This is a genomic window from Shewanella sp. N2AIL (genome assembly GCF_022690845.1).
Classification (GTDB): Bacteria; Pseudomonadota; Gammaproteobacteria; order Enterobacterales; family Shewanellaceae; genus Shewanella; species Shewanella baltica.
This window is the reverse complement of record NZ_JALBYT010000029.1, coordinates 1-13,569: the sequence shown is the minus strand read 5'-3', so window position 1 is coordinate 13,569 and position 13,569 is coordinate 1. Positions and strand designations below refer to the sequence as shown.

Genomic DNA, 13,569 nt, shown 5'->3' with positions numbered 1-13,569 from the left:
TAAAGTCGGCCGAGTCACGTCACTTTGTTCTGATATGAATATTGTGAAATCACGCAGAAAAAACACCCGTAAATCGAGTTTTACGTTAGAATACGCGCGCCGTGATGAAGGGATAAAAAGTTAGCTAATAAAGTAAAAATAGGACCAAGGGACTTTTGGAAAGCGGTGCAGCGCTAAGGCTGTTCTGTTTTCCGAAAGATCCTTGAAACTAAAATAACTGGACCCTGTACCCAAATGACTGCTGCAAATAATGCCAGACCCATTCGTCGCGCGCTGTTAAGCGTTTCAGATAAAACCGGAATTCTCGAGTTCGCCAAAGCACTTCACGCCCAAGGTGTGGAACTGTTATCAACTGGCGGCACCGCTCGCCTGTTAGCGGATAACGGCGTGCCTGTTATCGAAGTATCTGATTACACAGGACACCCTGAGATCATGGACGGTCGCGTTAAGACGCTGCACCCTAAAGTGCACGGCGGCATTTTGGCGCGCCGCGGTCTTGATGAAAGCGTTATGGCCGACAACAATATCAACGCCATCGATCTGGTTGCGGTTAACCTTTATCCTTTCGCTGAAACCGTAGCTAAAGCCGGTTGTACCTTAGAGGACGCTATCGAAAATATCGATATTGGCGGCCCAACTATGGTGCGCGCAGCGGCAAAAAACCACAAAGACGTCACCATAGTCGTTAATGCCGCCGATTACTCACGCGTACTGGCAGAAATGACGGCTAACAATGGCAGCACGACCCATGCGACGCGTTTCGACTTAGCGATTGCAGCCTTTGAGCACACTGCGGGTTACGATGGCATGATCGCCAACTACTTCGGCACTATGGTTCCTGCACACAGCACGGACGAATGCTTTGCTGATTCTAAGTTCCCACGCACGTTCAACACCCAATTAGTGAAGAAGCAAGACTTACGCTATGGCGAAAACAGCCATCAAGCGGCGGCCTTCTATGTCGACACTAAAATTGATGAAGCCTCTGTGGCGACGGCAATTCAGTTGCAAGGCAAAGCTTTGTCTTACAACAACATTGCCGATACAGACGCCGCTCTTGAGTGCGTAAAAGAATTCTTGGAACCTGCCTGCGTTATCGTTAAACACGCTAACCCATGTGGTGTGGCCTTAGGTAAAGACTTGCTCGATGCCTATAACCGCGCTTATCAAACAGACCCAACGTCAGCCTTCGGTGGCATTATTGCTTTCAACGGCGAGTTAGATGCCGCGACGGCGAGTGCTATCGTTGAGCGTCAATTCGTTGAAGTGATTATCGCCCCAAGCGTCAGCCAAGCGGCGCGCGATGTGGTGGCGAAAAAGACCAACGTACGTTTATTGGAATGTGGTCAGTGGAACACTAAGACCCAAACCTTAGACTTCAAACGCGTTAACGGCGGCTTGTTAGTACAAGATCGCGACCAAGGCATGGTCGGCTTAGAAGACATCAAAGTGGTTTCTAAACGTCAACCAACTGCAAGCGAACTGAAAGACTTAATGTTCTGCTGGAAAGTAGCGAAATTCGTTAAATCTAACGCCATCGTTTATGCAAAAGACGGCATGACTATCGGTGTCGGCGCAGGCCAAATGAGCCGCGTTTACAGCGCTAAAATCGCTGGCATCAAGGCCGCCGACGAAGGTTTAGAAGTAGTGAACTCTGTGATGGCATCCGATGCTTTCTTCCCCTTCCGTGACGGTATCGATGCAGCAGCGGCTGCGGGCATTAGCTGCATCATCCAACCGGGTGGCTCAATGCGCGATGCAGAAATCATCGCCGCAGCAGACGAGCACGGCATGGCCATGGTGATGACGGGCATGCGCCACTTCCGTCACTAATCGCCACTAAGCAGCCAGCACTCAATCAGAACTGGCTGCTTTTTTGTTTTACCACTCTTTGTTTTACCGCACTCTGGTTTCGACCACAGTGTGCCTACACAGAACATAAAACTCTAAGGGATGACTTAACATGAAAGTATTAGTTATTGGTGGCGGCGGTCGCGAACATGCCCTAGCGTGGAAAGCTGCACAATCGGCTCAAGTTGAAACTGTCTATGTTGCGCCAGGCAATGCGGGCACAGCCCTAGAACCTAATGTTGAAAATCTGGCGATCAGCGCCACAGACATTCCTGCTCTGCTCGATTTTGCGAAAACCAATAAGATTGAACTGACCATAGTCGGCCCAGAAGCGCCATTAGTGATGGGCGTAGTTGATGCATTCAACGCCGCAGGTTTACCGATTTTTGGCCCAACTAAGGCGGCTGCTCAGCTCGAAGGTTCAAAAGCCTTCACTAAGGACTTTTTAGCACGCCACAATATTCCAACAGCGGGTTACAAAAACTGCACTGAAATCAGCGATGCAAAAGCCTTCGTGCGTGAATTAACGGCCACAACAGGTTACCCAGTGGTCATCAAAGCCGACGGTTTAGCCGCAGGTAAAGGCGTGATTATCGCCCAAGACCAAGCTGAAGCCGATGCTGCGATTGATGACATGCTCGCTGGTAACAAGTTTGGCGATGCGGGTTCACGCGTGGTCATTGAAGAATTCCTGAAAGGCGAAGAAGCCAGCTTCATCGTAATGGTCGATGGCAAAAATATTCTGCCAATGGCGACCAGCCAAGATCATAAAGCCCGCGATAACGGCGACTATGGTCCGAATACTGGCGGCATGGGTGCTTACTCGCCTGCTCCTGTAGTGACTCAAGCGGTACACGATTGGACTGTGGCAAACGTGATTCGTCCAACGGTTGATGGCATGGCGGCAGAAGGCAATGTCTACACAGGCTTTTTATATGCTGGCTTGATGATTTCTCCCGATGGCAGCGCCAAAGTGCTCGAGTACAACTGCCGCTTCGGCGATCCAGAAACTCAGCCAATCATGATGCGGTTAAAGTCAGACTTAGTGGAACTGTGTTTAGCCGCCACCCGTGGCGAGTTAGATAAAGTGACAGCAGAATACGACGAGCGCGCAGCCGTGGGCGTAGTATTAGCCGCTGGCGGTTACCCAGATGAGTATCGCAAGTTTGATGTGATTGACGGTCTCAGCCTTGGCGATAACGACGGCAAAGTCTTCCATGCTGGCACTGAGATGAAAGACGGCCACGTAGTCACCAACGGCGGTCGCGTACTCTGCGCGACTGCACTGGGTAACACAGTGACCGAAGCGCAAAAAGCGGCTTATAAATTGGTTGATGAAATCCACTGGGATGATGTGTATTTCCGTACCGATATTGGTTACCGTGCTATTGCACGTGAACAGCAAGACTAATTGCTAGGCGCGTTAAAAAACCGGCCAGAAGCCGGTTTTTTTGTGCCTGAATTTTGACGAGCGTCAAATATAACATCATGATTTTCAATAAAATTACATAATTAATTCTATTGAAAATTGGAGCAACGAGATACAATGTCAACCAAATGTTAAATACCTAAATATCAAGGACTCCCAATGAGGATTAGACTGCTGTGCGCCTCCATCGCCATACTGCTTAGCGGATGCGGTGGCGGCTCAGAAGATGCTGGCACGACCACACCACCGACTCAGCCGCCAGTCCAACCTCCCGCGCCGGTGCAATACATTGCTAGTAGTGTGTCAGTAAATGGCGGAGCCTTAGAGCCAAGCAGTCAAAAAGTGGAGTCGGGTAAAAGCGCTATTTTTAGCATTACTGCCGATACTGGCTTTACGCTTGAGGCCATTACAGGCTGTGGTGGCACGCTCAATACGCTAACTTACACCACTGCGTTCATGACGGCGGATTGCACTATCACGCCGACATTTATTCCTAACGCCGAAAATGCCATTAAGCACCAAGACCACAGGCTTGCCAGTGCTGCAGAGTTAATTAATTTCAGCATCGCCGAACTCGCTAGTATCGACATCGAACGTAAAGCCCATATAAATCAGCTATATCAAGGTGTCGGTAGCAGCATCTCTTGGCACCTGACTCACGACTCAATTACCTTTTCGAGCTTTATGCCAGAGAACACTTTTACTGTCTTGCCATCGAATGTCGATGGCAGTGGGGCGAGCGCCGTTCGTGGGTTAGTGATGGCGGGCGAGCAACAGGGGCAAAGATATGCGGCCATGGGAGGAAATCTCTTTTCCGTCAACACTTCAGCTCAAACCGATACTTTGCTGAAAAATCTTTTAGGCTGGCTGACCAAAGGCGCCGATAAAACCGACGGCCTCAGTATAGTGACCACGCAAATGCCGAGCAAAGCCGACAGTTGGTACTTTCCCCATAACGAAGGTATTCGCACTTGGCTTACAAACAACTACCCCGCAGCCCATAGCATTAATGCGGCAAACACCTGTGACTACAGTGAGTTAAGCAACTGTATCGACACACTCAAGCCCGATGTGATAGTGATTAGTGACATAGACCGTCAGTCCTTGGGTTTTGCAGGCATTAAAGCTGCTATCGCTAAGGCCAAAGCGGCGGGCATTCCCTTGCTGCTCTCAAACTACTGGCGCAATCAAAGCCCAATGCTATCGCCGCTTTACCTTGAAATGGGGCTTTCAACCTCAGGTAATTATTGGTCAAAGCTCAATGCCAACGACCTCAATGTGACTGATATTTTGGCCGAAGATACAGCTCTGACCAAGGTAAATAATCTACTTGGCAAGCTCAATGAAGCAAGCTTCGATACCTCAGTGCTTAACGACTGCACAGGCAATTATCTCAGCTGCAATGCTGCCGCCTTTGTTGAGTCATTCAAGGCAGGCGCCGATTGGTATCGAGCCAATGCCGAAACCTTAGATACCCATGCTATCGATGTGTTTACCAAAACAGACTTCCCTTTGATGAAGGCCGGACTACTGCTCGCCGATAAGTATCGCAGCGAGATTGACTACCCCATAGCCTATAGCGAATACGCCCAGTGGCAGCAGGCCCTGTTTGCCGATTGGACCGTCAGCTATGCCCGTAGCCATAACTTAGCCCAGCCAGATTTAGGTGAATATGTTACCGACAGAGCTAACCTCAGCAAGGGCAGCAATGCGCACTACGCTTATCCTGCGACTGTCACTGAACGTAAAACCATTAGCGTGCCCTATGCAGGCCAATGGACGACTACGGGCTGGTATGCACTGCCAGGACAAACCATTAAGCTGACTCGTCTCGATAGCAGCGCTGCGAATGTGGAGATCAAACTCAACTACCACAGACGTAATACTAACCGTGCCTATGAGCAGAAAATCTACCGCGGTCCATTGGAGTTGGCGCAGCAACGCCTGCGCTTAGCTCAAGGACAAAGTCTTGAATTTTCTTCCCCCTACGGCGGGCCGATTTATCTATACATCAATGGTGATACTTCGAGTGTTGATGGCGCGTTAAGTGTTGATGTCAACGCTGAGCATGTCGCTAAACATCCGACCATTATGGATTTCTCCAATCCAGCTGAAATCGCGGCCTTTAACGAACGCATTCAGAATACCGAATTACCCCATGTGGACTTGCGCACCGATGGTGCAGAGCAGCATCTACGTCGCGACCGCTTCTTAAACGCCATCGGCGGCAATGTGCCCGATGTCAACGCGCTACTCAAAAGTATTGTCGATGACCATATAAATAGCGTTTACACCTTAGCTGGCCTTAAGATCCAAGGTAAGAGTTTAACTGAGTCCTTACCCGCCGATGTGCTCGCCGCCTGCAAAGGACTGTTTGGCGACGACTGTATCGACAATAGTCTGCATACCCGCACTATTATTCAACACGCCAATTATGACCAAAATGCCCAGTGCGGAGCCGGTTGTAGTGGTAATCCTTGGGATGCGGCATGGAATATCGACCCAACGGGCTGGGGTGATAACCATGAGTTAGGCCATAATCTGCAAACGAACCGCCTCAATGTGCAATATGCCGCGGCAAACAATAGTGACAACTGGGCAGGTTATAGTAGTCGCGCTGGCGAAAACTCCAACAATATCTTCCCTTATGTAGTGAAGTGGAAAACCCATTATCTGCGCGATAATAATACCGATACGGTTACTGATGGTCACATGAACCATAAAGATCTCTTCTATGTGTTTATGTCCGATGCTGCGAGCACAACAGATACCAGCGGTAAGCGCGTGGTGTTTGGCGCTAACTGTAAAGTGCTCGATGCAGGTGAAGACAGATACACAGCGCCTTGGGCCAGCAATGCATATGCTGTGCATAACGGCTATCGCATGTCGTTTTATATCCAAATGGCACTAAAGGCCCACGGCATGATGTTGAGCGATGGCACCATGCTGAACAATGGCTTTAATCTCTTTACCTTGCTGTATCAACACAGTCGTATTTTTGGCAAATATGCCAATAACGCCAGTGATTGGGAAGCGAACCGCAGCAAACTGGGCTTTGACCAATTTCCGTTTGACGGCAATAGTGTCTACGGCGGCAAAACCGTGAAAGATATTCCCGGCAACGACTTTATGCTGGTGTCTTTGAGTCAGCTCACAGGCAAAGATTGGCGTAGCCACTTTGATATGTTGGGTCTGCGCTACTCAAGCCTTGCAGCCGCGCAAACGGTCGCTAATGCGATCTCGGGTACTATGCCCATGGGCATGTATGAGCTAGAAACCGACTTGCCGCCATCGAACATGAGCCAAGGTTTAACCTTTGTGCCACTGTCACTCACTGATGGCACTACACAGTGGAAAGGCGTGGGTTCGCCAACCCAGTGCACCAAACCATAAGTGCGCTAAGCCTTAATCGCGCTAAGATACTAACGCAACTCATAAACCTCGCTCTGGCGGGGTTTATTTTTACCTGAAAAATGTGACCTAAAGCACATACCTAGGCTCAGATGACGTGCACCATTTAACTTCTTATATTTTTAACAATCATGAAATTAATGAGGTAAATATATGGGTTATTCAATAAAAGATCTTATTTATCAAGGCGAAAAATCAGGTGTGCATAACTGGGGAACGCTAGAAGGAAAGAGTTTTTACTGGCATCCAGATTGGTTCCATATTGCAGAGGATATGACAGGTCATATGGCCACTGCAACTATCGATAAACAAGGGGAAAAAGCAACGCAAAGCGAGGCTGAACAGTCAATCATTAAGCATCTGAATAAGAGTGGTAAATAGCTTGTAGTGGCAAAGATTTTAATGCCCGGAGGCGATCGCCCTGCGGGCAATTTTGTCGATTAAACCTGGCGCAATCAGTTTGAGCCAACGCCCTAAACGACCGCGAAGTGAAGTGATAAATTGTCGGCCTCGAGTCGCAATCACAGGTAACATCATATTGGCGCATTGCTCGGCCGTCAGTATCTTAGCTTCTTGCATCGGTGACTTGCCTAAAGGATTACCCGCACCATCAAGGGCGCGTTTGTGAATTTGTGACACCACAAAATCAGGGCAAATTACCGTCACCGCCACATTATCGTCCGCGAGCTCAATCCGCAATGAATCGAAAAAACCAATCACGGCATGTTTAGATGCAGCATAACCGCTACGAGTGGGCACGCCCGTTAATCCAGCGACTGAGGCCACAACGACCACTTGGCCCTTACTGGCCTTTAAATGGGGTAAAGCGGCATGGGTCAAATACGCAGGCCCAAGATAATTCACCCGCATAATGTCTTCGAGTACAGACAGTTGTGTAAGCTCATCGAACCGTGACCACATGGTCATGCCGGCATTATTAATTAAAATATCGAGATGTCCGTAATGCGCGACCGTGGCTTCAATTAAGGCTTCGCACTGTTCAGCACGAGAAACATCGGCAGCGAATACAAAGGGCGGTAAACCATAATTAGCGATTTCTAAGGCGAGTGAAGCGAGACGTGTTTCATTGCGTGCACTGATCACGAGCTGGCAGCCCATTCGCGCCATTGCCACAGCGAGTGCCCGACCAATACCTTCTGAGGCACCCGTGATAATCACGACCTTGCCAGTGAGTCCATCCATAGTCATTCCTTTGTTATCGCTATGTTAATTACGCCTTTGGCTAAATTGGCATAATCACGCTAAAAGCGCAATCCTTCACGCGCGTTGTGCAAGCCTCATCTCATATTGTTCACGATAATTAGCTAAGGGTTGTGGACGTCCTATTGCATAACCTTGCGCGTAGTTAATGCCGATGCTCAATAATCTGTCGATAATATCCTGATTTTCAACAAACTCGGCCACGGTCTCGATCCCCATGACGCGACATACATCTTGAATCGATTTAACGATGGCGTAGTCTTTGGCGTTCACGGCAAGATTCTTAATAAAACAGCCATCGATTTTGACATAATCGACAGGTAATTCACGCAGATAGCCGTAAGAGGCGAAACCACTGCCAAAATCATCCAAGGCAAACGAGAAGCCAAGCTTACGTAACTGCTTCAACATTTCCATACCACGATTGCGATTTTGGATCGCGGTGGTTTCAGTAATTTCAAAGCAAATACATTGACTTGGAATATCAAAAATATGCTGCTGCTGGGCGATATATTCCACCATACCTTCGGCGCCTAAACTATTGCCCGAAAGGTTGATCGAAATACAGTGATCAGGCCAAAGCACCGGGTGCAAAGATAACCATAAAAAGGCTTTGCGGATCACTTCTTTATCTATGTCAGGCATCAGCTTAAAGCGCTCAGCCGCAGCAATAAACTGCGCAGGCGCCAAAATACGGCCACAGGGTTCTTGAATTCGCAGCAGGATTTCCATGCGTTGTCGCTGCGGACCACTGCCTAACCCACGGATCGGTTGGTAATACAGAATTAGCTCGTTTTCTTCAATCGCCTGCGCGATACGTACCGCCCACTTAGGCGCATTTCTCTGGTAAGTGAGCTCTTTATCTTTATCATCGTAAAAATGAATTTGATTGGCGCCCTTAGCTTTAGCGGCAATGCAGGCAATATCCGCGTCTTTCAATAATTCTTGTGCATCAATATAGGGCGCACGACCAAAGGCGACACCTATGCTGAGGCCGACTTTATAGTTACAGTTTTTGTCATTCAGCACTTGCAGCGAGACTTGTGCGATCATTTGTTTGAGTAATTGCGCCACAGATAAAGCACTGCGATTACAAATCACTAAACCGAACTCATCGCCACCAAGGCGCGCCAACAGCTCCTGTGGCCCAAGACAAGCCTGCATAGCCTTAGCCACCATAGCGAGCATACGATCGCCTGCAGTATGGCCACAGCTGTCGTTAATCAACTTGAATTGCTCTAAATCGAGATAACAAACGGCGATGGTTTTAGCTGAAGCGGCAAATTGGGGTAACTGCTCATCAAATGCCTGACGGTTTAGCAGCCCTGTAATGCTATCGAAATTTGCCCTTTTTTGTAGCTGGTGTTTAAGTAACTCTTCTTGAGTGATATCCCGCAATACCACGACAGTACCAACAATTTCTTTATCGTGATTGCGCAGATTGCTGATACTGCGCTCCATAATCCGAGGCGAAGCAGTTAATAGCTTGATTTTCTCGACCTGTGGTGATGATTCGCCAAGACGAATACAAGTGAAGACCGCCTGATTCAACTGATCGCCAGCCTTTAACAGGCTCGCAAGGCTCTGATCTAGGACATAACAACTGGCGACATCCAGAAGCGACTCGGCCCGCGGATTCATATAAATCACTTTGGCATCGACGTCGGTTAAAATCACCGCTTCTGCAATAGATTCTAAGGTGATTTTCGCGCTCTTTCTGCTGATATATTCTGGCCAGCAAGCTATTAACGCGGCTGGCAAGCAATTCTAATTCCTCATTGCCCTCGCTGGTGACAGGTTGATAGACACTGGACATAGGATCGACCAGCGCCAATTGTCGCATCAAGTTTTTAAAGGGTTTAAGTAAACCAGAACGCAGCCAAATATAGCCAAGGCCAACGATAAATACGCCAAATAGAATAAATCCGAGCGATACCCAATCGAGCTTAAACTTAACCTCTTGGAACGGGCCCTCGGAGAACTGCACTTGCAGGTAAACAGGTTTGTCTTTTAACAGGCTGGGTATTTCAATGGTGTCACTATGAACGCCCTCAACACTTGCCGTGACAGCGTTAGAATGACTCATAGTCACTTTAGTCACCAATAAGGCCTGCGCATACTCTAGTAAGTCATTGTTGGTCAACTGGCACACTAGCAGCACAGACTCATTAGGCGCAGAAGCCACGGCGGTAATGACATAAGTCTGCTCACCAATCAAATAAGCGCCTGCCACACTGGGTTTATTAGCATTGATGATAGCGCTGGCGATTTCCTGCAGCTTATCAGAGGAAAAAGGATGTGCATTGGGGAAAAAAGTGTGCAGCTCGCCTTGGCGTAAAATATACCAACTGAGGTTGGCCGACATAGAACTGTCGTGCCACGAGGATTCTAGTTTCTTAAGTTGCTCTTCATCTAACTGCGACAAAGGTAAAGCGTAGATATTCGTGAGAAAGGTTAAGCGGTCAACATCAATTTGAAACTGCTGCTGGATATTAGCAAGCTCACGATTAGCACTGTCTTGGCGCAATAGTTCGACGCGATGGTCGTACCAACACCCCAGACAATAGGAGACAATGACCACCGCGGGGAGACAAAAGCCCGCAATAAATACCAATATTTTCTTGCCAATGTGCATCTCTTACCACGGCTTGTTTTGACTAAATTGATTGACGGCCTTGCATAATCCTTCACTGCGCCATGCAACATATCTCATTTGCGAATAGTATTAAACATCGCTTAGCTTTAGCCGTTGCTAAAGTAGACATTATTATGTAATTAAATCAATTTAACCGCTTTGATTTAACACATTAAATTGCTCAATAAACACTGCTGATATTTTATTTTTATCCAGATCCTATGCGATAAACTAAGCGTAACAATAGAGTATTGAAGTTGTTATTTTAACGTAACACTCATTAGGCTCGCAGACGAGATAAACCACCGCATACGCTAATCCATAAAGGCAAATCCATGAAGATAGCTGCGAGAGAAGTTTTCCATTTTATCAACTCTAAATGTCAGAAATAAAACAGGCCCGCAAGCGGGCCTGTTTTCGCAAATCTGAAAATTACTTATGGTATTGCTTTGATTGCGCATGAACCGCCTTGATAAAGGCGCCAGCATGCTCTGGATCGACATGCTGATGGATGCCATGACCTAAGTTAAATACATGACCAGTACCCTCACCATAACCCGCTAGGATATGGCCCACTTCTTCTTCAATACGTGGAATAGGTGCATATAACATTGAAGGGTCCATGTTGCCTTGCAATGCAACTTTATGGCCTACACGGCGACGGGCATCGGCAATGTCTACCGTCCAATCCAAACCTAACGCATCACAGCCAGTTTCTGCCATCGCTTCTAACCACAAACCACCACCTTTAGTGAACAGCGTCACTGGCACTTTGCGGCCATCGGCAAAACGTGTCAGACCATCAATAATCTTCTGCATGTAACGCAAAGAGAACTCACGATAAGCTGAGTGCGATAACGCACCGCCCCATGAGTCAAAAATCATCAAAGATTGTGCGCCATTAGCGACTTGGGCATTCAGGTATAAGATCACTGAATCAGCTAGCTTGTCTAACAGCATGTGTAATGCCATTGGCTCAGCGTAAGCCATCTTTTTAATTTTTTCGAAGGTTTTGCTCGAGCCGCCTTCAACCATATAAGTGGCTAAGGTCCATGGCGAGCCAGAAAAGCCAATTAACGGCACTGCGCCATTAAGCTCACGGCGAATAGTGCTCACGGCTTTCATCACATAGCCAAGCTCATCTTCTGGATCTGGGATTGATAACTTTTTAATTGCATCGATAGTGTCTGTAGGGCGCTCGAAACGTGGGCCTTCACCCGCCTCAAAATACAAACCTAAACCCATAGCATCAGGCACAGTTAAAATATCGGAAAACAGAATCGCCGCATCCAGATCATAACGACGTAAAGGTTGCAGCGTAACTTCACAGGCAAGCTCATGATTTTTACACAAAGACATAAAGTCACCCGCTTGCGCGCGAGTGGCTTTATATTCAGGAAGATAACGGCCAGCTTGACGCATCATCCACACAGGGGTCACATCGACAGGCTCTTTTAGTAGGGCGCGTAAATAACGATCATTCTTTAATTCTGCCATTGGGCTTGGTTCCTAGTCTTATTGAGATCCGCTGGGTCGCTAGTTTAGCATTTACGCGAATAATGTAACCTTTATGTGCTAATTTATGTGAGCTATTCCCCATCGCTGGCGTCGATTTGACCACACAAACCGGAAAATGTTATCCAGATAACATACTGCTCATTTATTCGTAACGAAGTCACACTCAGACAGAAAAAAGTTGCGCTGGTTCCCAGCCTTTGGTATAAAAAGTCTGCGCTAGCAAGAACAATCAAGAAGCTCGTCGCATCGAGCCTGCTATAAACTTTACTCGCCCAACGATAGGTTTCTATCGTTGGGCTTTTTATTTGCATTTTTTGAAGCAAAACAGCTGGTTTGTCCATTTCGTCATTCACGCAAATTCGCATGAAAAGAGTTGATCGATTAGCGACTTGTCCCTACATTAGAGTTATGTGCTGGCACTTAAATGGAATGCATCATGCTGAGAGAACTCGAAAAAGCAGAACAGAAGTGGGGCGGTTCAAATAAGCTTATTGATCAATGGCTAAAAAACCGTCGAAAACTGTTAGTGCATTACTGCCAAATTGCCGGACTTCCGCCTTACGGTAAATCAGAAAAATCGCTGCCCTCGTTCGAACACGTTAAATCTTTCTGTGACTTATTAGTGGACTATGTCTCTGAAGGCCATTTCGAAGTCTACGATAGAGTCGTTAATGCCTGTAGTGAATATGGTGAATCAAGCAAAACACTCGCGCAACAAGTATTGCCAAAAATAACGCCAACCACGAATGCGGCATTAGACTTCAACGATAAATATGCGGAAACTCAAGACGATCTCGTGTTGTATCAACTCGATAAAGATTTATCTGAACTTGCCCATAACATGGAAACTCGCTTCGAACTCGAAGATGAACTACTCGAAGTACTCCACCGTAAGCATTCAGAACACACCCAGTAAGCCTCAATCAATTTAAGCGCACTTTGTTGTGTTCGGTGCGCTTATCTTGACCAATCCAACGACTACCGAAATATATAGGCTCACTAACAAGTAATGGCTCATTAGAAACGTCGGTTAAAACCTATCTCTAGCAACTGCAACTAAATATGAAATGCTCTTTACGCACCTCACCCATCAAAGAGATACACTTTAACGCCTCAGTTAAGTGTTAACTAACCTAGCCAGTGAACGCCAAGAGCAGTCTGTAATAACTTTATGAGCGGCACACACGGATTCGCGCAAACGTATGCGCATTTCTTTGATTTAACTAAGGCAGCGATGTTGGGATTATGCATGTTCTTCATGATTATAACGTGATAATCAATTAGACATATAATTAATGTAAATGGTATTAGGCTGATTTTTACAAACCTCAGACGCAAAAAAACCAGCTTATTAAGCTGGCTTCGTTACATCTCTACGAGATAATTAGGCGCTTGGCGATGACCTACTCTCACATGGGGAGACCCCACACTACCATCGGCGCGTTTGCGTTTCACTTCTGAGTTCGGGATGGGATCAGGTGGTTCCACAAGGCTATTGTCACCA

The 13,569-nt window shown here is 47.2% G+C and carries 7 protein-coding genes, 1 rRNA gene and 1 pseudogene; 5 read left to right on the top strand and 4 right to left on the bottom strand.

All coding sequences use genetic code 11. From position 1 onward, the window contains the following. The first annotated feature begins 234 nt into the window (after positions 1–234). The 4 genes from purH (at position 235) to MO387_RS15910 (ending at position 7,072) form a co-directional block, all read left to right on the top strand. Positions 235–1,833 carry a bifunctional phosphoribosylaminoimidazolecarboxamide formyltransferase/IMP cyclohydrolase gene (purH, locus tag MO387_RS15925; protein WP_012197697.1) on the top strand — a complete coding sequence of 533 codons (1,599 nt, stop codon included), beginning with the start codon at positions 235–237 and terminating at the stop codon, positions 1,831–1,833. 130 nt (positions 1,834–1,963) lie between these two features. Then, a complete protein-coding gene (gene purD / locus MO387_RS15920) occupies positions 1,964–3,262 on the top strand; it encodes a phosphoribosylamine--glycine ligase (protein WP_014620569.1) in 1,299 nt (432 codons plus the stop codon). A 177-nt stretch (positions 3,263–3,439) separates the two neighbouring features. Then, complete coding sequence (locus MO387_RS15915; protein ID WP_242326411.1) at positions 3,440–6,673, top strand: ImpA family metalloprotease; 3,234 nt, start codon at positions 3,440–3,442, stop codon at positions 6,671–6,673. Between the two features lie 171 nt (positions 6,674–6,844). Next, positions 6,845–7,072, top strand: coding sequence for a hypothetical protein (locus MO387_RS15910; protein WP_006079908.1), 228 nt, complete (start codon positions 6,845–6,847; stop codon positions 7,070–7,072). A gap of 18 nt (positions 7,073–7,090) precedes the next feature. Here the strand turns inward: MO387_RS15910 and MO387_RS15905 are convergent, their stop codons facing one another. The 3 genes and pseudogenes from MO387_RS15905 to hemE all read right to left on the bottom strand — a co-directional run bounded on the left by MO387_RS15905 (position 7,091) and on the right by hemE (position 12,044). Beyond that, the gene (locus MO387_RS15905; protein WP_012090367.1) at positions 7,091–7,894 is read right to left on the bottom strand and encodes an SDR family oxidoreductase; all 804 of its coding nucleotides are present in this window, start codon (positions 7,892–7,894) and stop codon (positions 7,091–7,093) included. 75 nt (positions 7,895–7,969) lie between these two features. Next, a pseudogene (locus tag MO387_RS15900) lies at positions 7,970–10,547 on the bottom strand (EAL domain-containing protein). A gap of 432 nt (positions 10,548–10,979) precedes the next feature. Beyond that, a complete protein-coding gene (gene hemE, locus MO387_RS15895) occupies positions 10,980–12,044 on the bottom strand; it encodes a uroporphyrinogen decarboxylase (RefSeq protein ID WP_006079904.1) in 1,065 nt (354 codons plus the stop codon). 457 nt (positions 12,045–12,501) lie between these two features. On the opposite strand from hemE, the gene MO387_RS15890 reads away from it, so the two are divergent. Continuing rightward, positions 12,502–12,981 carry an Rsd/AlgQ family anti-sigma factor gene (locus tag MO387_RS15890; RefSeq protein WP_006079903.1) on the top strand — a complete coding sequence of 160 codons (480 nt, stop codon included), beginning with the start codon at positions 12,502–12,504 and terminating at the stop codon, positions 12,979–12,981. Positions 12,982–13,455: 474 nt separating this feature from the next. Here the strand turns inward: MO387_RS15890 and rrf are convergent. Then, positions 13,456–13,569: ribosomal RNA gene (rrf, locus tag MO387_RS15885) — 5S ribosomal RNA — on the bottom strand; the annotation flags it as partial.

Coding starts and splice junctions, on each gene's coding strand:
- purH (WP_012197697.1), top strand. CDS start 235: ATGACTGCTGCAAATAATGCCAGACCCATTCGTCGCGCGCTGTTAAGC.
- purD (WP_014620569.1), top strand. CDS start 1,964: ATGAAAGTATTAGTTATTGGTGGCGGCGGTCGCGAACATGCCCTAGCG.
- MO387_RS15915 (WP_242326411.1), top strand. CDS start 3,440: ATGAGGATTAGACTGCTGTGCGCCTCCATCGCCATACTGCTTAGCGGA.
- MO387_RS15910 (WP_006079908.1), top strand. CDS start 6,845: ATGGGTTATTCAATAAAAGATCTTATTTATCAAGGCGAAAAATCAGGT.
- MO387_RS15905 (WP_012090367.1), bottom strand. CDS start 7,894: ATGGATGGACTCACTGGCAAGGTCGTGATTATCACGGGTGCCTCAGAA.
- hemE (WP_006079904.1), bottom strand. CDS start 12,044: ATGGCAGAATTAAAGAATGATCGTTATTTACGCGCCCTACTAAAAGAG.
- MO387_RS15890 (WP_006079903.1), top strand. CDS start 12,502: ATGCTGAGAGAACTCGAAAAAGCAGAACAGAAGTGGGGCGGTTCAAAT.